Consider the following 24204-nt stretch of genomic DNA (forward strand, 5'->3'; position numbering starts at 1 on the left):
TTCGTCTCCTTGAATCCGGCCTCAGCTAGCGCTTTTGCACTTGATTGGCAAGCCGGGTCGGGGTTTGCTGACCCAATGGATACGATAACATTACGCGACCTCAGGATTGGAGATGCGGGCTGGCTGATTGAACAGCACGCCCGGCTTTATGCCGATGCCGAAGGCTTTGATGAAACATTCGAGGCGCTGGTGGCTGAAATCCTTGCCGCCTATATCCGCGACCACGACCCCAGCGGCGAACGCGCCTGGATCGCCGAACAGAACGGTCAGCGCCTTGGCAGCATCTTTTGCGTCCGCGACGATGCCCGAACCGCCAAGCTGCGCCTGTTCCTGCTGACCCCCGCCGCGCGTGGCAAAGGGCTGGGCCTGCGCCTGCTGACCACCTGCATGACCTATGCCCGCAACAGCGGGTATCAACGCATGGTGCTGTGGACCCACGAAAGCCACACCGCCGCCTGCGCGCTTTACGCCGCAACCGGCTGGCGGCTGACCTCTTCGGTTCCGGTCCATAATTTCGGTGTCGATCTGGTTGAACAAAGCTGGGAAATTGACCTTTAACGGGCTTGCAATCATCAGACACCGGCGTTAAATCCAGCGCCAGTGCCGCCTTAGCTCAGTTGGTTAGAGCGCTTGATTGTGGATCAAGAGGTCCCTGGTTCGAGACCAGGAGGTGGTACCATTTCACATCTTCATGAATATAGTGTGACGTAATCGCCTGATCTTAAAGGCGAATATGCGCACGTGGGCCTGTGCATTCACAGCGCGATGGTTGCAGGCAAAGCACGATCACGGCACCACCCGGTTGATCCGCCGCGCCAAAGGCGCCAGCAGGGCGGGGCAGGGCTATCCGATGTCCGAATCCGAATGACCAAGGGGAAGCGCCCCGTCGTCTCCGTCCTCAATGCCGCCGAAAAACACCTTCAGCGCCAGATCGAATCGTGCGGTCAATATTGCGCTGTCCAAGGTTTTCGTTTCGCCAAGAAGCGCCGGTACGGCGCAGGGCCGGATCATATCCAACAGCATGGCCGCTGCGGTCTCGGTGTCGGAAATGCGAATCTCACCCCGCTGCACGCCGCGATCCAGCTCGGCCTTTACGGCATTCTGGGTGTCGGCGTACCCGCTCTGCGCCAGCGCTCGTGCCACATCCGGGCGCTCGGGCGCCTCGACAATCAACGAGCGTATGATGGCCAGCGGCAACTCGAACCGGGCCTGCGCCGATGGTCCCGGCGCAATCAAAAGGCGCAGCCGTACCGCCAGCGGTTTGGTCTTGGCCTCGTCGTCCAGCGGGCGCACGAATTCACAGCTTACCCGGTCGAGATAGGCCAGAAACAATGCCGCGCGGTCACTGAAAATTTCATATAGTGTACGTTTGGACATGCCCGCTTGTCGGGCAATTGCCGCCATACTGACCCCTTTCAGGCCAGCTTCGGTGAAAACATCATCAAGTGCATCCAGAATGATCTCGCGTCGCGCGTCTTGGGACAGGGCAATTGGCCGTCCCGCCTTGGCGTTTCCAGATCCCGTGTTATCTGTTGTCATACAATGTCTCTATGTCAGTGTGAGTGAAAATTATCTGGTTGCGCAGGGCCGGAAGCTGACTTAAGAAACCGAATGGTTTTATAACTTGATTACGGGTCTCTGTGCAAGGGGCCGACGCACAGGAGCTGAATAGCATGATAAAGTCAAAAGGCCGGTTCGGGTTGGTTTTCACCATGCTGGCGCTCTTTGGTGCAAGCGCCGCGATGGCGCAGGCGCAGCGCCCTCCAGCCGCAGTGACCGTCGTGACGGTGCAGCCGCAGACGGTCACGCTGACCTCGACATTGCCGGGGCGGGTGCATGCCTCGGCCGAGGCCGAAGTGCGACCGCAGGTCAACGGGATCATCACCGAACGGTTGTTCACCGAAGGCGGCCGGGTCGAGGAGGGCGATGTCTTGTTCCTGATCGACCGCGCCTCTTACGAGGCCGGTCTGGCGCAGGCGGATGCTGCTGTCCGGCAGGCGCAGGTGCAGCTTGATCTGGCCGAAACCGATGCCGAGCGGCGCCGCGAATTGCAGTCGCGCAACGTGACCAGCCAACAGGCGCTGGACGACGCACTGTCGGCCCGCGATGCCGCAGCAGCAGCGCTTCAAGTGGCACAGGCCATGCGCAAAGCCGCAGAGATCGAGCTGGAACGCACAACGATTCGCGCACGGTTGTCGGGCGAAATCGGCCTGTCCCGCATCAGCCCCGGTGCGCTTGTGACCGCAAGTCAGGCCGCCCCGATGGCGGTGATCAGCAACCTCGACCCGGTCAACGTCGATGTGACCCAATCGGCGGCCAACCTTCTGCGCTGGCGCCGCGGCCATACTGAAAACGAACTGCGCAATGCCAACCAGACGGTCAAGCTGACGCTGGCGGATGGCTCGGTTTTTGATCAGACCGGCACGCTGACAGCGGCAGAGCCGCATGTGGATCCGCAAACCGGCGTTGTCGTGCTGCGGATGCAATTCGCCAATCCAGACCAGTTTCTGCTGCCCGGCATGTATGTGCAGGTCGAAATGCCGACGCAGGTGATGGAAAACGTGTTCCTGACCCCGCAACAGGGCGTGACGCGCGATCGCCGCGGCCGACCGGTTGCCTGGGTCGTCAACGCCGACAACGTGGTCGAAGAGCGGCAACTGACCGTGCTTCAGGATCGCGGCGCCGAATGGGTGGTCAGCGAGGGGCTGAACCCCGGCGACCGCGTTATCGTCGAAGGTCTGCAAAAAACCGGACCGGGCGCGACTGTCGCGCCGCAAGAGCGTGCCGCAGAAAATGCCGTCAAAGCAACCGACTGATCTTTGACTGCCAATTGACCTCATCCGACAGGAGCCCCCTATATGGCCCGTTTCTTCATTGATCGCCCCGTGTTTGCCTGGGTCATCTCGATCCTGATTATGGGGGTGGGGGTGCTGGCCATCCGCAGCCTTCCCATTTCGCAATACCCACAGATCGCGCCGCCTGCGGTCAGCGTGAACGCAAGCTACCCCGGTGCTTCGGCGGAAACCGTGGCCAATACCGTGACCCAGGTGATCGAACAGCAGATGACCGGGCTTGATGGGCTGCGCTACATTTCGTCCAGCTCTACCTCGGCGGGCACTGCCACGATCGAACTGACGTTCGAAACTGGTACCGATGTCGATATCGCGCAGGTGCAGGTGCAGAACAAACTGTCGGGCGCCACGCCGCTGTTGCCCGAACCGGTGCAGCGTCAGGGCGTGCAGGTGCAGAAAGCGACCTCGGGGTTCCTGATGGTCATTTCTCTGATTTCCAAAGACGGGACATATGAAGAGGTCGACCTTGCCGACTATATGATCACCACGCTGGTCGATGAGCTGAGCCGGATCGAAGGCGTGGGCAGTGCACGGGTGTTTGGCGCGCAATATGCCATGCGCATCTGGCTAGACCCGTCGCGTCTGGCCGCGTTCGAATTGACACCGCAAGATGTGGTAAACGCCGTCTCTGCGGAAAACGCCCAGATCTCGGCCGGGGCGTTCGGCAGCCTTCCCTCGGTTGCGGGGCAGCAGTTGAATGCCACGATCACCGCGCAATCCTTGCTGCGCACCCCACAGGACTTCCGGCAGATCGTGCTGCGTGCGGAAACCAACGGCGGGCTGGTGCTGCTGGATGATGTCGCGCGGGTCGAGATCGGCGCAGAACGCTACAGCACCATCGCGCGCTTCAACCGCAGCCCCTCCGCCGGTATGGCGATCAGCCTGGCGCCGGGCGCCAACGCGCTGAACACCGCCGAAGCGGTCAAGGCCAAGCTGGATGAATTCGCCGAGTACTTCCCCGAAGGCGTGGAATACGTGGTGCCCTATGACACCACGCCCTTCGTTGAGATCTCGATCGACGAGGTGGTCAAAACCCTGATCGAGGCGATCATTCTGGTGTTCCTCGTGATGTATCTGTTCTTGCAGAACATCCGGGCGACGCTGATCCCGACCTTGGCGGTGCCGGTGGTTCTGCTGGGCACCTTCGGTATTCTGGCGGCGGCCGGGTTCACCATCAACACATTGACCATGCTGGCCATGGTTCTGTCCATTGGTCTGCTGGTCGATGACGCCATCGTGGTCGTCGAAAACGTCGAGCGTATCATGGAAGAAGAAGGGCTGGACCCGCGCGAGGCGACGCGCAAATCCATGGGCCAGATTACCGGCGCGCTGATCGGGATTGCCATGGTGTTGTCGGCGGTGTTCATCCCGATGGCATTCTTCGGCGGCTCAACCGGTGTGATTTACCAACAGTTCGCGGTGACCATCGTGTCGGCCATGGGTCTGTCCGTGGTTGTGGCTCTGACGCTGACGCCGGCGCTGTGCGCCACCTTGCTGAAACGCTCTGATGCCCACGGAAGCCGCCGCGGTCCCTTCGGTTGGTTCAACCGTGGCTTCGACATGGTGCTGCGCGGCTATGGCGGCAGCGTGGGCTGGATCATCCGGCGCCCGTTCCGCGTGGGATTGATCTATCTTGGACTGGGCGCGATGATGGTGGTCCTGTTCATGCGCACCCCGACCGGGTTCCTGCCGGACGAGGATCAGGGCATCCTGTTCACCATGATTCAGACACCGACCGGCGCCACGGCCGAACGCACACTCGACGTGGTGAAACAGGTCGAGGATTATTACCTGACGCAGGAAACCGAAACGATCAACTCGATGTTCGGCGTCGTCGGGTTCGGCTTTGCCGGGCAGGGACAGAACATGGGTCTGGCCTTTGTTCAGCTCAAGGACTGGGACGAGCGCACAGAACCGGGGCAAAGCGTTCAGGCCGTGGCCGGGCGTGCCTTCGGCGCTTTCAGTCAGATCCAGGACGCGATGGTGTTCCCCATCGTCCCGCCTTCGGTGATCGAACTGGGCAACGTGTCGGGCTTTGACTTCTATCTTCAGGCGCGGGGCGGTCAAAGCAACGAGGAACTGCTTCAGGCCCGCAACCAACTTCTGGGGATGGCGGCGCAAAGCCCGCTGATTGCGTCGGCGCGGCCCAACGGGCTCGAGGATGCGGCACAATTCAAACTGAACATCGACTGGCGCAAAGCCGGGGGGATGGGGCTGTCGGCGACCGATGTCGGCAACCTGCTGACGGTGGCTTGGGCCGGGCGCTATGTGAACGACTTCATTGACGGCGGTCGGATCAAGAAAGTCTACGTGCAAGGCGAGGCCGAGGCCCGCGCCACCCCAACCGATTTGGAAAAATGGCGGGTGCGCAACGTTACTGGCGGACTGGTTCCCTTCTCCAACTTTGCCGAAGGCGCATGGAGCTATGGGCCGCAGGGGCTTTACCGCTATAACGGCGTGCCCTCGATGCAGATTCAAGGCTCGCCCGCACCCGGCGTCAGCTCTGGCGAGGCGATGGCCGAGATCGAGCGTTTGGCCAAAGATTTGCCCACCGGATACAATGTGGCGTGGACCGGCCTGTCGCTCGAAGAGCGCGAATCCGGCAATCAGGCCCCATTGCTTTATGCGCTGTCTCTGGCGGCAGTTTTCCTGTCGCTGGCCGCGCTTTACGAAAGCTGGGCGGTGCCGTTCGCGGTGATGCTGGCCATGCCGATCGGGGTTCTGGGGGCGCTTGGCGCCGCGTGGTATGGATCGTATGAAAACGGCGTGTTCTTTCAGGTCGGCCTGCTGGCCGTGATCGGCCTGACCGGCAAAAACGCGATCCTGATCGTTGAATTTGCCCGTGACCGGTACGAAAGCGGCGAACCCGTTCTTGAGGCCGCACGCAACGCGGCAGTCCAGCGGTTCCGCCCGATCATCATGACGTCGATGGCGTTCTCGCTTGGGGTTCTGCCCTTGGCAATCAGCACCGGCGCCGGTTCCGGCGGGCGCAATGCGATTGGCGCGGGCGTTCTGGGCGGCACGATTTCGTCGAGTATTCTGGGCATCCTGTTTGTCCCGCTGTTCTTCGTGGTCGTCGCGCGGCTGTTTCAGAAAAAGGTCGGCAAGGCGAAAAAATAGGGCGGCGTTCGCGCCCCCCCAACCCTCTGGCGTGCCGGGCAGACCCGCGTCTGCTTGACATGTCTGGCCTCTGGCGCGATCCATTGCGCGGCAGTTGCCACGAGGGAGGAACATCATGAATACGCAAACCGGGGTCTGGACCCCGCCCGCCACGCTGTCCGAGACCAGCAATATGGCCGCTTTCATACGCTGGCTGCAAACGGCGCGGGGGCTGGCGTTTTCCGATTATGATGCGCTTTGGACGTGGTCGGTCCAGTCACCTTCGGATTTCTGGCAGGCGATCTGGGACTTCTACGACGTCCGCTCGCCCACGCCGCACACCGCAGTTCTGGAACACGCACAGATGCCGGGCGCTGTCTGGTTTCCCGGCGCGCAGGTGAACTATGCCGCGCAGGTGATGCGCCACGTTCGCCCGGATCGCTGCGCCATCCGGCATCAGGCCGAAGACGGCACGCTGACCGACCTGACCTGGGACGAGATGCAGCAACAGGTCGCCAATCTGGCGCAGGCCCTGCGCGGAATGGGGATCGGGCAGGGCGACCGTGTGGTTGGCTATCTGCCCAACACGCCGCAGACGATCGTGGCCTTTCTCGCCGTGGCCAGCGTCGGCGCGATCTGGTCGCTCTGCGCCCCTGACATGGGCGCCCCAACCGTGCTCGAACGCTTCCGACAGATCGCCCCCAAAGCGGTCTTCACGGCCTCTGGCAGTGATTTCGGCGGTGTCTGGCGCGACCGCAGCGCCGAGGTGCAGGCGCTGTTGCAAGGGATGGACACGCTGGAACACTGGATCACCATGGACGCCGCGGATGGCGTTGATCCGGGGCAGATCCTCCGCCACGACTGGGCACCGCTGCTGACCGGCGATGCGGCGTTTGCGCCGGTCGATGTGCCGTTCGAACACCCGCTCTGGGTGGTCTATTCCTCTGGCACCACCGGCAGCCCCAAACCGATCGTGCACGGTCACGGCGGTATCATTGTCGAGCACCTCAAGCTTCAGGGGCTGCATTGCAACCTCACCTCCGAGGATGTGTTCAGCTGGTTCACCTCGACCGGCTGGATCATGTGGAACGCTCAGGTCGCGGGCCTGCTTCTGGGCTCGACCATCGCGCTGGCCGAAGGCAACCCAAGCTACCCCGACGCGGGCCGCCTGTGGCGCTTCATCGAGGCGGCCGAGGTGACCTCCTTTGGCTCGGGCGCGGCGTGGTTCACCGGCTGCATGAAGGCAGGTGTCGTGCCGCGCGACGAGGCTGACCTAAGCCGCCTGCGGATGTTGGGCGCAACCGGGTCCCCCCTCCCGCCTGAGGCCTACGCGTGGGTGCATACCAATGTGCGCGACGATCTGTGGCTGGCGCCCATCGCGGGCGGCACCGATTTTGCCGGCGCCTTTCTGGCAGGCAACCCGATGCTGCCGGTCCATGTCGGCGAAATGCAGTGCCGCGCTCTGGGCGCCAGCGTTCTGGCCTTTGACGAGGCGGGAAACCCCGTCGAGGATGAAGTCGGAGAGCTGGTGTGCACCGTGCCCATGCCCTCGATGCCGCTTTACCTGTGGGGTGATGATGACGGCGAGCGTCTGCATTCCAGCTATTTCGACACCTATCCCGGCGTCTGGCGTCACGGCGATTGGGTCAAGATCACCCCGCACGGCGGCGCGATCATCTATGGCCGCTCGGATGCCACGATCAACCGCCACGGCGTGCGGATGGGCACGGCCGATATCTACCGCGTGGTCGAGGATTTCCCCCAGGTCGCAGACAGTCTGGTGGTGGATCTGGAATATCTGGGCAAACCGTCCTGCATGATCCTTTTCCTCAAACTGGCCGAGGGCGAAGTGTTGGACGACACGCTGCGCCAAAGCATCATTTCGGGGCTCAAAGCACGGGTTTCGCCGCGCCATGTGCCCGATATGATCGAAACCGCGCCCGACATCCCCTACACGCTCACCGGTAAAAAGCTGGAAGTGCCGATCAAAAAGCGCCTGCTGGGGCAGCCGATGGCCAAGGTTGCCACGGCTGACGCCATGTCAAACCCCGGTTGTCTGGACTGGTACGACGCATTCGCCCGGCGCTATCTGGGCACCGACTGACGCTGACAAAGCGGGCGAGGGGGGTCCTCTCGCCCCCTCCCCGGCGGGGGGCGCACCCACGGCTGTTCCGATGGCCCGTTCCCTGCCGTTGGTCGGCGATACGCCACCCGCATCGGCGCCTAATCGGCAGATGACGGCGTCCAGTCCAGCGCGATGCCGTGCTGCGCGGCGATTTCCACCTCTGCCTCCGACGCGGGCCGAAAGGATACAAACTCGCTGCCTGAACACGGCGGCAGACCCAGTGCGGCAATCAGCGGCGCGTCGTAGTGACCCGACAGAAGCAGAATACCCTCGCGGGCCAGAAGGTCGCGCGTGCCCCTGCCGTTATCTGACCGGATGCGCCGCATGAAGTCTTGCTGCTGCGCCACGGCCTCCACCACGTCGCGCGTGATCGGCTCCTGCTGCACGTCACGAAACAGGTTGGCCATGCGCTGATTGCCCGAGGCCCCCGCGAATATCCGCTCAATCACATCGGGCGACACGGTGCGCCAGAAATTCGGCGGATAGGGGTGGTCGTTCAGAAGCCAAAGTATGTGCGCAAATCCAAGCGCCGAAACGCTTTTCTTCGCGTCCTTGTTCTGACCATGCGTCAGATATTCCGGGCGCGCGACGAACAGGCCAAGAAAACAGCTGGCCCGCACCTCGTCGGCGGCCACCAGAATACAGGGGTGGTCAATGGCCTCGGTCGGGATCATCCAGTTGCTGCCCATCGTGTTCTTGATATCGACGTCGTGTTCAAGAATGACGGTGTCCAGCTTGCCCTTGGGCAGGCGCAGCATGGCGCGCAGCTCGATCTCGACCCGCGTCCCGATATAGGTCTTTTCGGTCTTTTCCAGCTCGTCATATGATCGGCGCCCGGTTTTGGGCGTCATGATCACATCGTCAACGCACTGGCGCAGCATCGTTGAAAATTTGGCGGCCAGCGCCGCGTCACCGCCTGCGCGCTGCTTAATCTCGTCTGCAATTGCTGTCAGCAAATCGTGGTCGCGGTGCCCGGTGACAACGATGCTCTCTGGAATGGTCTTTTTCAAAGGCGGACGGCTCCACGCACTCCATATGTCTCAGCACCCTGTCATGCCAAGGCAGGTTTGGAAAGTTCAGGCGCTGACGGCCCGCAGCACGCGTTTGCGCAACGCCTTTGAAATCTGCGTCGAAACCGCCTGCGCCACCGGGGGCGGGAACGCATTGCCAACCTGACGATAGGCGTTGGTCTTTGCCCCGGTAAAGTGCCAGTCGTCCGGGAACCCCTGTATGCGGGCCACCATCGGCACCGTCAGGCGCGGCATGCCACTGTGGAAGGCATCAGGCGCCTCAGGCGCAATGGTCCGCCCTTCGACGCCCAGCGTGGCCCAGGCCGCACGGGCGCGGGTGGGGCCAAGGTCGGGGCCGCCGTGCTTCTTCGATCCGCCCACAATCGTCGGCGCAATCTCATCGGCCTTCGCGGCCCACTCGTCCGCGCCATGCCAACCGCCTGCGCTCATAAGATCGCGCAGGGTTTCGCCAACGGTCGGGGGATTGTGCGGGTTTGGCTCTGGCCAATCGAAGAAATCCGCCCGCTCTTTTTGCACCGCCACGATCACAACACGCGGTCTGAGCTGCGGCACCCCGAAATCCGAGGCGTTCAACAGCCGCCAATCGGTCTTGTATCCCAGTTTGTCCAGCTGTGTCTTCAGCCGCTCGCGATAGTCGTGGAACACCGCATCCAGAAACCCACGCACGTTTTCGATCATCACGGCGCGTGGGCGGGCCGCATCGACGATGTGAATGGCGTCATCGAACAGGTTGCGTTCGTCCTGTTCCCCAAGCTGCTTTCCGGCCACGGAAAACGGCGGGCAGGGCAGGCCGCCTGCCAAAAGGTCCATCCCTTTGTACTCCGCAGCCCGCTCTTTAAAAAGCCGCACATCTTCCTCAAGAACATTCCACTCCGGGCGGTTGTGGCGCAGCGTGTTGCAGCAATGCTTGTCAATCTCGACCAGCGCGGTATGGGCGAATCCGGCTTTTTCCAAGCCAAGGGCTTGGCCGCCCGCACCAGCGCAAAGTTCTACAGATGTCAGCATGTTGCCCGCCCCATTTTTGCACATACAACCCGTTGCGGTGGTCCAGATCAACCGCCGACTCGATATTGCACGAGTGTTCTTAATTTGTTCTTACTCGCAAAGGCGATTTCGAGCAAGGCTGCCCACGCGCCAATCTGCTGTGCGAAACCCCAAAAACACAAAGGCCGCCCGAAGGCGGCCTTGTCTAACCTGCTGGGTATGCAGGAACCAATTGGAGCGGGCGAGGCGATTCGAACGCCCGACCCTAACCTTGGCAAGGTTATGCTCTACCCCTGAGCTACGCCCGCTTCCTTTGGTGAGCCGTGATCTATAAACTCTTACCGATGCCCGCAAGAGGAAAAACGCGCCTCTCGCAAAAAAACTTCCAGAAGGTTTCCCGCCGCCCCAAACTGCGCGCTGCGGGTGCGTCCCCACGGTTAAAATAGCGCGTGACCCAAGTTCGCCGCCGCCGCAATCAACAGCACCAAAAAGGTCAGCGCCGCACCGCCGCCGCGCAACGCGGGCGTATGCGGCATCCGCCCCATGCCAACCGCGTGCATGATCCGCGCAATCAACAGGCCCGCCCCCAAAAGATGCGTGCCCACCACCGGCATCCCCTGCGCCTCGCCCAACCCGATCAGCAGCAGGGCAAAGGGCACGTATTCGGCAAAATTCGCATGGGTCCGCATCGCGTTCTGCATCACCGGATCGCCCTTGTCGCCTGATCCGACCTTCTGTTTGACCCGCACCTTGATCACCCAAAGGCTCAGCCCGACGTAAAACAGCCCCAAAAGGCCAGCGTATAGCGCGGTAATGGTAACAGACATGGCGGTATCCTCTGTGTTGCTTTCCCCAAAGTCATAGGCGGCAAATACCCGCCGTGAAAGCATTCACGTTACGGAATGCAACATCGCCGAGCGCACGAACGAAAACGGGGCGCGCATCGCTGCGCGCCCCGCCAAATTCCGCGCGACAGTGGCTATTCCAGCTCGACCAGCAAATCCTTGGCGTCGATCTGCGCCCCGGCCTGCACGTGCACGGCTTTGATGACTGCATCAGCTTCGGCGTGAATGCCGGTCTCCATCTTCATCGCCTCGATGGTCAGCAGCATGTCGCCCTGTTTGACCTTCTGTCCCACACTCACCACCACGCTGGCCACCACGCCGGGCATCGGCGCGCCAATGTGGTTGGGGTTGGCAGGCTCGGCCTTGGGCCGCTGTGCCGCCGTGGCCTTGGCCAGACGGTTCGGCACCCGGATCACCCGCGGCTGGCCGTTAAGCTCGAAGAACACTTTGACCTCGCCATCCTCGCCGGTCTCGCCGACAGTCTGCAACCGGATTTCCAGCGTCTTGCCGGGGTCGATCTCGGCGGTGATTTCCTCGGCCGGTTCCATCCCGTAAAAGAACGTGCGCGTCGGCAGGCTGCGCACCGGGCCATAGATCCGATGCCGCCCCATGTAATCCAGAAACACCTTCGGATACATCAGATAGCCGTTCAGATCCTCGTCATCGATCGCCTTGCCACCAAGCTCAGCACTCAGCTCAGCCCGGCGCGCCTCAAGATCGACAGCCTCCAGATGCTTGCCCGGACGTTCCAGATTGGGCGCCTCATCCTTCAGCACCTTGCTGACGATCTCGGTCGGAAAGCCGCCCGGCGGCTGGCCCAGATTGCCGCGCATCATATCCACAACCGAGTCGGGAAAGGCCACATCCTTGTCCGGGTCTTCCACATCGGCACGGCTCAGGTTCTGACTGACCATCATCAAGGCCATATCGCCCACAACCTTCGACGATGGCGTGACCTTGACGATATCACCGAACATCCGGTTCACATCGGCATAGGTCTTTGCCACCTCATGCCAGCGGTCTTCCAACCCCAACGACCGCGCCTGCGCCTTGAGGTTGGTGAACTGCCCGCCGGGCATCTCGTGCAGGTACACCTCGGAGGCAGGGGCGGCCAGACCGCTTTCAAACGCCACATATTGCGCCCGAACCTGCTCCCAATAATCGCTGACCTCGCGGATCGCGGAAATATCCAACCCGGTGTCGCGCGGCGTATGTCGCAGCGCCTCGACGATGGACCCAAGACACGCCTGCGAGGTGCCGCCCGAAAACGCATCCATCGCCGCATCGACCGCATCCACGCCCGCATCGGCGGCGGCCAGAATCGTCGCGCCGGCAATGCCGCTGGTGTCATGGGTGTGGAAATGCACCGGGATCGAAAGCTCGTCTTTCAGCGCCGTCACCAGAACCTTGGCCGCGGCGGGCTTCAACAGCCCCGCCATGTCCTTGAGGCCCAGAATATGCGCCCCTGCCGCCTCCAGTTCTTTGGCCATCCCGACGTAATATTTCAGGTCATACTTCGCCCGGTCCGGGTCCAGAATATCCCCGGTATAGCAAATCGTGCCCTCACAGATCCGCCCGGTGTCGATCACCGCATCCATCGCCACGCGCATGTTTTCGACCCAGTTCAGGCTGTCGAACACCCGGAACACATCGACACCGGTTTCCGCGGCCTGACGCACGAATTCCCGCACCACGTTGTCGGGGTAGTTGGTGTATCCCACGCCATTCGAGGCCCGCAGCAACATCTGCGTCAGCACATTCGGCATCGCCTTGCGCAGATCGCGCAGCCGCTGCCAGGGGCACTCCTGCAAGAACCGATAGGCCACATCAAACGTCGCCCCGCCCCAGCATTCGACGCTGAAAAGCCCCGCCAGATTGCTGGCATAGGCAGGCGCCACCCGGATCATGTCAACCGACCGCATCCGCGTCGCCAGCAAACTCTGATGCCCGTCACGCATGGTGGTGTCGGTCAGCAAAAGCTGCGGCTGCTCCAACATCCAGTCCGCCACCGCCTTGGCGCCCTTGTCGTCCAGCAGGTTCTTGCTGCCATAGGGCAGGGCCTCGACCCGCTTTGCCGGGGCCTTGGGCAGCTTCACGTCACCGGGCTTGGCCCGCCCCGCAGTCTCCGGGTGGCCGTTTACCGTGATATCCGCGATATAGGTCAGCACCTTGGTGCCCCGGTCCTGCCGCTTGCTGAACTGGAACAGCTCGGGCGTCTCGTCGATGAACTTGGTGGTATAGGTGTTGTTCAGGAACGTCGGATGCTTCAGCAGGTTCTCGACAAACGCGATGTTGGTGCTCACCCCGCGAATACGGAACTCGCGCAGCGCCCGGTCCATCCGCGCAATCGCCGCCTCGGGCGTTTGCGCCCAGGCCGTGACCTTGACCAGCAGACTGTCGTAATACCGTGTGATCACCCCACCGGCATAGGCCGTGCCGCCATCCAGACGAATGCCCATACCCGTCGCCGAGCGATAGGCGGCGATGCGGCCATAGTCGGGGATGAAATTGTTCTGCGGGTCCTCGGTCGTGATCCGGGTCTGCAAGGCATGACCGCTCAGGACCACATCCTGCTGCCGCGCCACGCCGGTGGCCTCGGCCAGGGTCTTGCCCTCGGCGATCCTGATCTGCGCCTGCACGATGTCGATGCCCGTCACCTCTTCGGTGACCGTATGCTCAACCTGCACTCGCGGATTGACCTCGATGAAATAGAACTTGCCGTCATCCATATCCATCAGGAATTCGACGGTGCCCGCGCATTCGTAATTCACATGCGCACAGATCTTGCGACCCAGCTCGCAAATCTCCTCGCGCTGCTCCTGGCTCAGATACGGGGCAGGGGCGCGCTCCACCACCTTCTGATTGCGCCGCTGGACCGAGCAATCCCGCTCCCACAGATGGTAAATCTCGCCATGGCTGTCGCCCAGAATCTGCACCTCGACATGGCGCGCCCGCTGGATCATCCGCTCCAGATAACCCTCGCCATTGCCAAACGCCGCCTCTGCCTCGCGTCGCCCTTCCTTGACCTTCTCCGCCAGCTCGGCCTCGCTGAAGATCGGCCGCATGCCGCGCCCGCCACCGCCCCAGCTGGCCTTGAGCATCAACGGATATCCAACCGCCGCCGCCTCGGCCTTGATCGCCTCCATATCGTCGCCCAGAACCTCGGTCGCCGGGATCACCGGCACACCGGCCTCGATCGCCACCCGCCGCGCGCTGGCCTTGTCGCCCAACTGCCGCATGGTCTTGGCCTTTGGCCCGATAAAGGTAATCCCCACCGCGTCGCAGGCATCGACAAATTCCGGGTTCTCCGACAGCAGGCCGTAACCGGGATGGATCGCATCTGCCCCCGACAGCTTGGCCACCCGGATGATCTCGGGGATCGACAGATAGGCTGCAACCGGCCCCAGCCCCTCACCAATCCGATAGGCCTCGTCAGCCTTGAACCGGTGCAGGCTCAACTTGTCCTCTTCGGCAAAAACCGCAACGGTCTTTTTGCCAAGCTCGTTCGCGGCCCGCATGATGCGGATCGCAATCTCGCCCCGGTTTGCAATCAGGATTTTCTGGAAATCAGGCATGGGCAGGCTCCTCCTCTGGCGTCTGTCCTGGTGGTCATTGCGTATTGCTAACGCTGCACCGCAGCGCGGTGCAATACCTACTCCTACGGACTCTGTTAGATTTCTGTAACATTTTTGCGCCTATGTCCGCCAGACAGGCCTGCCTGAGACCCGTCGGAAACGATTCGGCCGCGCAGTTCGCTATCGCTTTTCGACCCCGATTGCCCGATCACGCAGCTCTGCCAGCGTGCGCGCGCCCATCTGGCCCATGTTCGATTCGATATCCTTGCGCAGCATCTCGATCAGATGTGCAGGGCCCGCGTCGCCCAACGCTCCCAGCGCATAATGCCACGCCCGCCCCATCATCACGAAATCCGCCCCCAAGGCCAAAGCGCGGCACATATCCAACCCGCCCTCGATCCCGCTGTCGAAAATCACCGGCAGCTTGGTCGCCGCCCGGATCGCGGGCAGCACCTCAATGCTCGACGGCGCGCCATCAAACTGCCGCCCGGCGTGGTTGCTGATCCAGATCGCATCGACGCCCGCCGCCTCCAGCGGCGCCACATCGCGCGCATCCAGCACGCCCTTGACGATCAGCGGCCCGTCCCACCCGTCGCGCAGCGCTTTCAGATACTCCCAGTCGGGCGAGGTCCGCAGCAAATATCCCACATGCTCGGTCGAGCTCAGCCCGGTCACCTTGTCGGCATAGCCATCGATCAACCGCATCCGCGGCATCCCCAACTTGGCCGTGCCCATCGCCCAGGCCGGGCAGCGCGCCACCTGCATCATCAAACGCGGCGTCAGGCGCGGGGGGCTGGTCAGCCCCGACCGGGTTTGCCGCTCGCGCCTGCTGGCCACCGGCACATCCACCGTCAGAACCAGCGCAGAAAACCCCGCATCCTTGGCCCGTTTCAACATATCCGCCCGAATGCCCGGATCGCGCGGCGGATAGATCTGGAACCAGCCATTGCCATCCAGATGCGGGCCGACCTCCTCGGGGGTGCGGCTGGCCACGGTCGACAACCCATAAGGCAGCCCGGCCTTGGTCGCCGCCGCCGCCAGAATCCGCTCGGCATTCGGCCAGAACAGCCCCGACATCCCCACCGGCGACACGCCAAAGGGCAGGGGGTGCATCTTGCCAAACAGTTCGACCGACAGATCCGGCACCATTTCGCCATGCAGGATCGAGGGCATCATTTTCACCGCGTCCAATCCGGCGCGGTTGCGGCCATGCACCGCCTCGGTGCCGGTGGCACTGTCGAGGTATTCAAAAACGAACCAGGGCATCCGGCGCCGGGCGCGGGCCTTGAGGTCAGAAATGGCGGGGTAACGTTGCATCAGATCCATATCCGCATCTGTGCGCGCCGCCAAAGATTTGTCCAGAGGGCGCGCGCAGGCGGCTGAAAATGCTGCACCTGCGATATGCATGTGATGTGCATGTTTTGTGTATGCGCCGTGTACCCCGGTTTTTCCCGATCTCAAGCCTGTGAAAACCTTTGGAACAGAGTGTGAACTTGTCTTTTACTTCTCCCGCTCACACGCTAGAATAACGCCCATGAGCCAGTTTGACGAACAAGACGCCTTTGAAGGCGCATCGCTTTCCGCCCGTGCCATGGCCGCGCGTCCCGCGCCCTATCTGGATGACCTGAATCCGGCCCAACGCGAAGCGGTCGAGGCGCTGGATGGCCCTGTTTTGATGCTTGCGGGCGCAGGCACCGGAAAGACCAAAGCCCTGACCTCGCGCATCGTGCATTTGCTCAACACCGGTCGTGCGCACCCCAATGAAATCCTCTCTGTGACCTTTACAAATAAGGCCGCGCGCGAGATGAAAGACCGCGTTGGCCTCCTGCTGGGGCAGTCCGTTGACGGCATGCGCTGGATGGGCACCTTCCACTCTGTCTGTGTCAAACTGTTGCGCCGTCACGCCGAATTGGTCGGGCTGAAATCCAATTTCACCATCCTCGATACCGACGATCAGATCCGCCTTTTGAAGCAGCTGATTTCCGCCAATAATATCGACGACAAGCGCTGGCCCGCCCGGATGCTGGCCGGGATTATCGACCAGTGGAAAAATCGCGCCTGGACCCCCGAAACCGTCCCCGCCTCCGAGGCTGGCGCCTATAACAACCGCGGCATGGAACTCTATGCCCAATACCAAACCCGCCTGCGCGAACTCAACGCCACCGACTTCGGCGACCTGCTGCTGCATGTGGTGACGATCTTCCAGAAACACGATGATATCCTCGAGCAATATCGCCGTTGGTTCAAATACATCCTTGTGGACGAATATCAGGATACCAACGTCGCCCAATACCTGTGGCTGCGGCTGCTGGCGGGGGGGCATAAGAACATCTGCTGCGTCGGCGACGATGATCAGTCAATCTATGGCTGGCGCGGGGCTGAAGTGGGCAATATCCTACGGTTTGAAAAGGACTTTCCCGGCGCCAAGGTCGTCAAGCTCGAGCAGAATTACCGCTCCACCCCGCATATCCTCGCCGCCGCGTCGGGCGTGATTTCTGGCAACGAAGGGCGGCTGGGAAAAACCCTGTGGACCGTCGCCGAAGACGGCGAAAAAGTCCGCCTGATCGGCCATTGGGACGGCGAGGAAGAAGCCCGCTGGATCGGCGAAGAGATCGAATCAATTCAGGGCGGCAGCCGCGGCATGCGGCCGTTTTCGCTGGACGACATGGCGATTCTCGTCCGCGCCAGCCACCAGATGCGCGCGTTCGAGGATCGTTTTCTGACCATCGGTCTGCCCTACCGCGTCATCGGCGGCCCCCGCTTCTACGAGCGGTTGGAGATCCGCGATGCCATGGCCTATTTCCGGGTCGTCACCTCGCCCTCCGATGATCTGGCGTTCGAAAGGATCGTGAACACCCCCAAACGCGGGCTGGGCGACAAAGCGCAGCAGAAAATACGGGCCGCGGCGCGGGAAAATGGTGTTCCCATGGTTGAAGGCGCACGAATTCTGCTGCAAGACAAAGGTCTTACCGGAAAAGGCGCCGCCGAACTCAGCCGCCTGATCGACGGGATCGACCGCTGGGGTCGAATGGCGGGCGACGCGGGCCTCAGCCATATGGAGCTGGCCGAAATCATTCTGGATGACAGCGGCTATACCGCCATGTGGCAGAATGACAAAACTCCCGAAGCGCCGGGCCGTCTGGAAAACCTCAAGGAACTGGTCAAGGCGCTGGAGCAGTTCGAGAACCTGCAAGGGTTTCTCGAACACGTCAGCCTGATCATGGACAACGAATCCGACGCGGGTGGCGCCAAGGTCAGCATCATGACCCTGCACGCCGCCAAGGGCTTGGAATTTCCCGCCGTTTTTCTGCCTGGGTGGGAGGATGGCCTGTTCCCCTCTCAGCGTTCAATGGACGAATCCGGCCTCAAAGGGTTGGAGGAGGAACGCCGCCTCGCCTATGTCGGCATCACCCGCGCCGAAGAACTGTGCACCATCTCCTTCGCAGGCAATCGCCGCGTGTTCGGCCAATGGCAAAGCGCACTGCCGTCGCGATTCATTGATGAGTTGCCCGAGGACCATGTCGAGGTTCTGACTCCGCCGGGGCTTTACGGCGGGGGCTATGGTGCTGCGGGCATGGGCGGAAACGCCGGAATTGAAACACGCGCCGCCGAGGCGAACGTCTATAACTCCCCCGGCTGGAAACGGTTGCAATCGCGCGCCGCGACCCGTCCGGTCAGCCAGCCGCAGGAAAAACGGAACACCGTCATCGACCTGCAAGCCACCAGCAGCCACACCATGGGCGAGCGGGTATTTCACCAAAAATTCGGCTATGGGATCATCGTCGGTATCGAAGGTGACAAGCTGGAAATCGCCTTTGAAAAGGCTGGCGTGAAAAAGGTGGTGGCAAGGTTTATCACCACGCCGGACGACATCCCGTTTTAACTGCCCGGTGCTGATCAATCTCAGCGCAGCCTCATCTGTTTCTTTCTGAAAAAAATACTCGAATTCCGCGCTGGCATCCTGTGCCTGCGCTTTCGAGGGCTGTGAAAATTTGCGGTTTGAACAAGAAACGGCGGCGCCCAGGGAGGAGGAGAGGGCACCGCCGTTTTGTCATCGGCGGGTCTCAGGGAGGTGAGACAGGCCGAATGATGTGTCAGTCGCGGCGGCCCCCAGGGAGGAGGAGAGGGTGCCGCCGCTCTTGACAACGAAAAGGCTCAGGGAGGAGGAGAGAGCCGTTTCGTATTCCGTTTCATATGTCAGTCGCGGCGGCCCCCAGGGAGGAGGAGAGGGTGCCGCCGCTCTTGACAACGAAAAGGCTCAGGGAGGAGGAGAGAGCCGTTTCGTATTCCGTTTCGTATGTCAGTCGCGGCGATCCCCAGGGAGGAGGAGAGGAGACCGCCGCTCTTGACAACAAAGACCCTCAGGGAGGAGGAGAGAGGGCTTCGTATCTGGTTGGGTCATTGGACCCGAATAAAAGATGCGGCGACATCAGGGAGGAGGTCGATGCCGCCGCCATTTCACAGACACTCCAGGGAGGAGGAGAGGAGGGCCTGATCCGTAAAATCAGTGAGCGTCGTACGCTGCTTCGTAGGCAACCGAGCGAATCTGAGAGCGGCTCAGCCCGAGGTCGCGCAGATCGCGATTGCTCAGCGAGGCCAGCTCGTTCAGTGTCGAGCGGTATGTTTTATAGCGAGCAAACCGTGCGCCCAGATCTTTCGACAGGGCAGCGAAGCGATCAGCGAAGCCGCCTTGTGCGTTGCGAATGTCGGATGCGAATGCCATGTCTTTATCTTCCGTATTGTGTTCGATCTCGCCGCGCTTCGTGCGCCGTTGAACCCAACATAAGAAATTGCTGCGCTTGCACAATGAATAATGCTGCAATGCAGCTATGCGAAAAATGCATACACAATGCTGACCTACTTGGTTGACTGCATGGTCGGATTTTGGAGGCAGGTCGTGCAAGGCTTGTCATGGGCGAAAAAACTGCCACCTATGGCGTCGGAATCAGAAGGAGACAGCAGATGGCAATCACGCGAGAAGCGGTAGAGCAGGCTTTGGCCCAGATCGGGATGCCGGATGGGGGCGACCTGATTTCGCGCGATATGGTGCGGGCGCTGAACGTCGAAGACGGTGCTGTGCGGTTTGTCATCGAGGCGCCCAGCCCGGCGGTTGCCCGCCAGATGGAACCCCTGCGCGCGGCGGCAGAGCGGATGGTGGGGCAGATGTCCGGCGTCTCTCAGGTCAGCGTCGCGCTGACGGCGCATGGGCCGGCCGACAAGCCGCCCGCACCCAGCCTTAAGATCGGCGGGCACCCGACGCCGCAGGCCGGACCGACCAAGCCGGCCGGGGTCGCGCGCATTCTGGCCGTGGGGTCGGGCAAGGGCGGCGTTGGCAAGTCCACTGTTTCATCCAATCTTGCGGTGGCGCTGGCCCGTCAGGGGCGGCGTGTCGGTCTGCTGGATGCCGATATCTATGGCCCCTCGCAGCCCCGGATGATGGGGACCAGCAAGCGCCCGGCAAGCCCCGATGGAAAAACGATTATTCCGTTACAGGCGCATGGCGTCACGATGATGTCGATCGGGCTGATGATGGACCCCGACAAGGCCGTGGTCTGGCGCGGGCCGATGCTGATGGGGGCGTTGCAGCAGATGTTGGGTCAGGTGCAATGGGGCGAGCTGGATGTGCTGATCGTCGATTTGCCGCCGGGCACTGGCGATGTGCAGCTGACCCTGTGTCAGAAGACGGTGCTTGAAGGCGCAATTGTCGTCTCGACCCCGCAGGATGTGGCGCTGCTGGATGCGCGCAAGGCGATTGATATGTTCAACACGCTGAAAACACCGATTCTGGGCTTGATTGAGAATATGTCGTCGTTCCATTGCCCCAACTGTGGGCATGAAAGCCATATCTTCGGCCATGGCGGTGTTGCTGCCGAGGCGGAAAAGATGGGGGTGCCGTTGCTGGCCGAGCTGCCGATTGATCTGGACACCCGGCTGGCTGGCGATAGCGGCACGCCGGTTGCCGCCGGAGATGGCCCGGTGGCCGACGCCTATGCGGCGCTGGCGAAAAAGCTGATTGGCGATGGGCTGGCCTAAGCCAAGATACGCAGGTGAACGCCCCCCGTCGCCGGGGGGCGACACGAATTACCCTTTGCGGCGGGGCACTGCATTGGGGCCACGCGCAGGTTTTCCGCCCGCAGGCTTCCCACCAAACGGCTTTCCGCCCGGCTTTCCGCCGCCGCGAGGCTTGCTTGCCAAAGGTTTGCCGCCCGGCCCCAGCTTGGTCGACGCATTGGATGCCCCCTTACGGAACGGCGGTTTGGCGGGCGCGTCGGCGCCACCCTCGCCCGGTCCTTTGCGGTGCGGCTTTGCATCACTGCGATAGGGTTTGTCTTTGCCGTAAGGCTTATCCTTGCCAAAGGGTTTCCCCTCGCCACGCGGTTTGTCCTTTGCGAAACTCTTGCCGTCGGGCTTGCCCTCTTTCCGATAGGGCTTGGTGTCAGATTGCCCCTCGGTCTTTGCGCGCGGTTTGCGCGGCGCGTCGCCTGCATCCCAGACCCGCTTGGTGCGTGGTGCTGAATCGTCGCGCGGTGTTTTGGGCTTATATGCCTCGACAGCGCCTTCCCGTGGAACGCGGGTGGGGGCTTCGGCGCGATCCTCGCGCGGGGGCCGCGCCGGGCGGTCTTCACGCGGGGCGCGCGGCTCACGCGGTGGGCGCGGCGCTCGGTCCTGACGTGCGCCCGGACCAGGGCGCGAATTCGGGCGGCCCGCAGGCGCAGGGCGCGGCATCGAGGCCAGATCAGGCGCATCGGCCAGCACGGTCACATTCGCGCCGCGCTCCAGCTCCATCGCGGCACCCAGCGAGCTAACTAGACGTTCGCGTGCAGGAGCTTTCAATTCGACAAAGGTTTCCTTGTCCTGCACCCGGATCGCACCGATGTCGTCCTTGCTGATGTCGCCAGCGCGGCACAGCATCGGCAGCAGCCAACGTGCCTCGGCGCGATCTTCGGTGCCGATTGACAGGCTGATCCATGCCGAAGGGCCGAAGGGCGTACGCTCGCGGCGTTCGGCACGGGCGCCCGGAATCTCAAGCTCTTCAGGGGCGGTGTGACGTGATTCATAGAGACGCAGATAGGCGGTTGCGATCTGCTGTGCGGTGAAGCTTTCGGTCAGCTTGGCGACAAAATCGACCTCTGCGGGGAGGGGCGTTTCGTTCCAGACCGGATCTGACAGCAGGCGCTCCTGATCCTTGGCGCGCACTTCGTCTGCGGAAGGTGTCGGGCCCCATTCGGCTTTGACCTTGGCGAAATGCAGCAGGCGGTCGGCCTTTTTGTGGGTGCGATGGCTTACGATCAGCGCCGAAACGCCTTTGCGTCCGGCGCGCCCGGTACGGCCCGACCGATGCAGAAGAGTTTCTGAGTTCGAGGGCAGTTCGGCATGAACCACCAGATCAAGTTTGGGCAGGTCGATCCCGCGAGCGGCCACATCGGTCGCCACGCAGACCCGCGCACGTCCGTCACGCATGGATTGCAATGCATGGCTCCGCTCGGTCTGGCTCAACTCGCCGGACAGCGCAACGACCGAAAAACCGCGATTCGACAGCCGCGCGGTCATGCGGCTGACCATTGCGCGGGTGTTGCAGAACACGATGGCGTTTTCCGATTCGTAGTACCGCAGCACGTTGATCACGGCGCCCTCGGTGGCCTCGGGCGCGGCGCTGTAGGCGCGATATTCGATGTCGGCATGCTGGGCGCCGCCGCCCGCAGTGCTGACGCGAATTGCGTCGTCTTTCATATAAGAGCGCGACAGCCCCTCGATCCCGCGCGGCACGGTGGCCGAGAACATCAGCGTGCGACGGTCCTCGGGGGCCTTGCTGAGAATGAATTCCAGATCCTCGGCAAAGCCCAGGTCCAGCATCTCATCGGCTTCGTCCAGCACCACGGCGCGAATATCGCTCAGGTCGATACTGTTGCGCTTGATGTGGTCGACCAGACGGCCCGGCGTGGCGACAACGACATGCGCCCCGCGTTCCAGCGCCCGACGTTCATCGCGCATGTCCATACCGCCCACGCAAGAGGCCAGAACCGCGCCCGCCTCGGCATAGAGCCATTCAAACTCGCGCCGGACCTGAAGTGCCAGTTCGCGGGTCGGCGCGATGATCAGCGCCAGCGGTGCTGCGGGGCGGGGCAGGCGATCGACCCCCTCCAGCAGTGTCGGTGCAATCGCCAGACCAAACCCCACCGTCTTGCCCGAACCGGTCTGAGCCGAGACAAGCAGGTCCGCTTCGACGAGATCGGCGCGGGTCATCTCCTGCTGCACAGGGGTCAGCTGTTCATAGCCACGCTTTTCAAGAGCAGAGGCCAAAGGCTGCGGGATTGGGAAAGTTTCGGTCATGAGCGGATATAGTCCTTTGCGGCGCGTGGCACGTCCCGAAGGGCCGGGGGCCGAACTGCGCAGCTTATTGAAGCGCCCGCACCTACCCGGTTCCGAACCCGAAGTATAGCGGTATTCTTGCCGATCTGGTGATCGTTTTGGCGGTATTCTGTGTGTTTTCGGCCGAAATGAGCTGATTTTGCGGGGCGCAGGTCGGAACAGCACGGTGAATGGCGTCTGGGCTGGTGGGTTCTGGGAAAGTCTGGAACCTGCGGTCGCATCGGGGCATCTTTGCGAATCAAATCCCCGTGTCACGGATGTGATGCGGGTTGAATCGGCCGAATTCTTCTGATTTTTCGCGTTTTTGATAAACGGGTTCGGCGCGATCTGCGCGAAATCTGGAAAAATTCGGGATATCATGGAACTTTTTTCGCCGAGCTATTCTCTACCATATGTTGTGCTGAAGGTCTGAGTGGCAACTATTTCAGCCAAGGATTTACAGTTTTGTCGACAATATTTGGTTTTTGGCGGCTGTGGCCAACTAGGGCTGGTGTTTTTGAGGGGCAAATTCCTGTTGAATACCATGAAGTCCCATGTCATACCTAAATCACGAGATGAGGACGGGAACAGGGGCATCAAGACCCCGAAAAAACAACCCAAGTTAAGGTTTCATACAGGCCCCGCTTTCATCAAATAAAATGACAGATCCGGCGCGCAAGCGAGCAGACATCCCCCCAGGTGGTTTGCGCAGTTGGACAATCCCCGCACAGCGGGACGAGGGCGGCGGATAGGGCAGTGGCAGCAGCTCTATCCGCCGTTTCGTTTTCTGGGGCTTCAATAAATTTCCGGGGGCAGCAAGAGGGACGGCCAGGACAGTGGGTCTGAGTTTCAGAGGTGAGTTCAGCCAAAAGGTTGACGGTAAGGGTCGGATGTCGATCCCTGCCGATTTTCGCCGTGTGCTCGAATCCGGGGATCCTGACTTTCCCGAAAAGAATGCCAACCCCCGCATGGTCGTGCTGTATGGCGCGCATCTGAAAAACTGTCTGCACGCCTATACGATTGAAGCGATGGCCGAGATCGAGGCTGGTATCAAGGCATTGCCGCGCGGCTCGGTCGCGCGTGATCAGGCCAGCCGGATGATCCTTGGCAAATCGTGGGAAACCGAGGTTGACCGCGATGGTCGCATCATCCTGCCGAAAGACCGGCGGGAGCAGATCAAGCTTGAGGGCGAGGCCGTGATGGTGGCGATGGGCGATTTCTTTGAGATATGGAATGCCGAAACCCACGCGGCAGTTGAAACTGCAAAAATCGAGAAGTTCCTGGCAGAGATGCCCGATGGCTTCGATCCACTGACACTTCTGGATGGTGCGAAAGGGGCGTAAG

15 protein-coding genes and 2 tRNA genes are annotated in these 24204 nt (G+C 61.8%); 8 read left to right on the forward strand and 9 right to left on the reverse strand.

Annotated features, from left to right (window positions below; genetic code table 11):
• Positions 1 to 75 precede the first annotated feature (75 nt).
• A complete protein-coding gene (locus BSF79_RS09545; protein WP_090269661.1) occupies positions 76 to 558 on the forward strand; it encodes a GNAT family N-acetyltransferase in 483 nt (160 codons plus the stop codon).
• A 44-nt stretch (positions 559 to 602) separates the two neighbouring features.
• Positions 603 to 679: transfer RNA gene (locus BSF79_RS09550), tRNA-His, on the forward strand.
• Between the two features lie 164 nt (positions 680 to 843).
• Here BSF79_RS09550 and BSF79_RS09555 read toward each other — a convergent pair.
• Positions 844 to 1539, reverse strand: coding sequence for a TetR/AcrR family transcriptional regulator (locus BSF79_RS09555; protein ID WP_090269662.1), 696 nt, complete (start codon positions 1537 to 1539; stop codon positions 844 to 846).
• A gap of 134 nt (positions 1540 to 1673) precedes the next feature.
• On the opposite strand from BSF79_RS09555, the gene BSF79_RS09560 reads away from it, so the two are divergent.
• From BSF79_RS09560 to BSF79_RS09570, 3 genes are all read left to right on the forward strand, one after another.
• Positions 1674 to 2816: an efflux RND transporter periplasmic adaptor subunit gene (locus BSF79_RS09560; protein ID WP_090269713.1), complete on the forward strand. Its 1143-nt coding sequence runs from the start codon at positions 1674 to 1676 to the stop codon at positions 2814 to 2816.
• Between the two features lie 42 nt (positions 2817 to 2858).
• Complete coding sequence (locus tag BSF79_RS09565; protein WP_090269663.1) at positions 2859 to 5972, forward strand: efflux RND transporter permease subunit; 3114 nt, start codon at positions 2859 to 2861, stop codon at positions 5970 to 5972.
• 115 nt (positions 5973 to 6087) lie between these two features.
• Positions 6088 to 8055, forward strand: coding sequence for an acetoacetate--CoA ligase (locus BSF79_RS09570; RefSeq protein WP_090269664.1), 1968 nt, complete (start codon positions 6088 to 6090; stop codon positions 8053 to 8055).
• A gap of 119 nt (positions 8056 to 8174) precedes the next feature.
• Here the strand turns inward: BSF79_RS09570 and BSF79_RS09575 are convergent, their stop codons facing one another.
• From BSF79_RS09575 to BSF79_RS09600, 6 genes are all read right to left on the reverse strand, one after another.
• Positions 8175 to 9086, reverse strand: coding sequence for a NaeI family type II restriction endonuclease (locus tag BSF79_RS09575; protein WP_090269665.1), 912 nt, complete (start codon positions 9084 to 9086; stop codon positions 8175 to 8177).
• A 66-nt stretch (positions 9087 to 9152) separates the two neighbouring features.
• The gene (locus BSF79_RS09580) at positions 9153 to 10112 is read right to left on the reverse strand and encodes a DNA cytosine methyltransferase (protein ID WP_090269714.1); all 960 of its coding nucleotides are present in this window, start codon (positions 10110 to 10112) and stop codon (positions 9153 to 9155) included.
• Positions 10113 to 10324: 212 nt separating this feature from the next.
• Positions 10325 to 10399 (reverse strand) — tRNA-Gly (locus tag BSF79_RS09585).
• Between the two features lie 129 nt (positions 10400 to 10528).
• Positions 10529 to 10918, reverse strand: coding sequence for an MAPEG family protein (locus BSF79_RS09590; protein ID WP_090269715.1), 390 nt, complete (start codon positions 10916 to 10918; stop codon positions 10529 to 10531).
• A gap of 152 nt (positions 10919 to 11070) precedes the next feature.
• Complete coding sequence (locus tag BSF79_RS09595) at positions 11071 to 14511, reverse strand: pyruvate carboxylase (RefSeq protein WP_090269666.1); 3441 nt, start codon at positions 14509 to 14511, stop codon at positions 11071 to 11073.
• Between the two features lie 180 nt (positions 14512 to 14691).
• Positions 14692 to 15837: an alpha-hydroxy acid oxidase gene (locus BSF79_RS09600; protein WP_090269716.1), complete on the reverse strand. Its 1146-nt coding sequence runs from the start codon at positions 15835 to 15837 to the stop codon at positions 14692 to 14694.
• Positions 15838 to 16045: 208 nt separating this feature from the next.
• Between BSF79_RS09600 and BSF79_RS09605 the strand changes: the two genes are divergently transcribed.
• Positions 16046 to 18394, forward strand: coding sequence for an ATP-dependent helicase (locus BSF79_RS09605; protein ID WP_090269667.1), 2349 nt, complete (start codon positions 16046 to 16048; stop codon positions 18392 to 18394).
• 621 nt (positions 18395 to 19015) lie between these two features.
• Here BSF79_RS09605 and BSF79_RS09610 read toward each other — a convergent pair.
• Positions 19016 to 19234, reverse strand: a complete 219-nt coding sequence (locus tag BSF79_RS09610) for a DUF1127 domain-containing protein (protein ID WP_090269717.1) — start codon at positions 19232 to 19234, stop codon at positions 19016 to 19018.
• Positions 19235 to 19473: 239 nt separating this feature from the next.
• Here BSF79_RS09610 and BSF79_RS09615 point away from each other — a divergent pair, with 239 nt between their 5' ends.
• On the forward strand, positions 19474 to 20544 hold the full coding sequence (locus BSF79_RS09615; RefSeq protein WP_090269718.1) for an Mrp/NBP35 family ATP-binding protein: 1071 nt from the start codon (positions 19474 to 19476) through the stop codon (positions 20542 to 20544).
• A gap of 48 nt (positions 20545 to 20592) precedes the next feature.
• Here BSF79_RS09615 and BSF79_RS09620 read toward each other — a convergent pair whose 3' ends face one another.
• The gene (locus BSF79_RS09620) at positions 20593 to 22842 is read right to left on the reverse strand and encodes a DEAD/DEAH box helicase (RefSeq protein WP_175545298.1); all 2250 of its coding nucleotides are present in this window, start codon (positions 22840 to 22842) and stop codon (positions 20593 to 20595) included.
• Positions 22843 to 23750: 908 nt separating this feature from the next.
• Here BSF79_RS09620 and BSF79_RS09625 point away from each other — a divergent pair.
• Positions 23751 to 24203, forward strand: coding sequence for a division/cell wall cluster transcriptional repressor MraZ (locus tag BSF79_RS09625; protein ID WP_090269668.1), 453 nt, complete (start codon positions 23751 to 23753; stop codon positions 24201 to 24203).
• Position 24204: the final 1 nt, after the last annotated feature.

Source organism: Thalassovita taeanensis, assembly GCF_900110775.1.
GTDB lineage: Bacteria > Pseudomonadota > Alphaproteobacteria > Rhodobacterales > Rhodobacteraceae > Litorimicrobium > Litorimicrobium taeanense.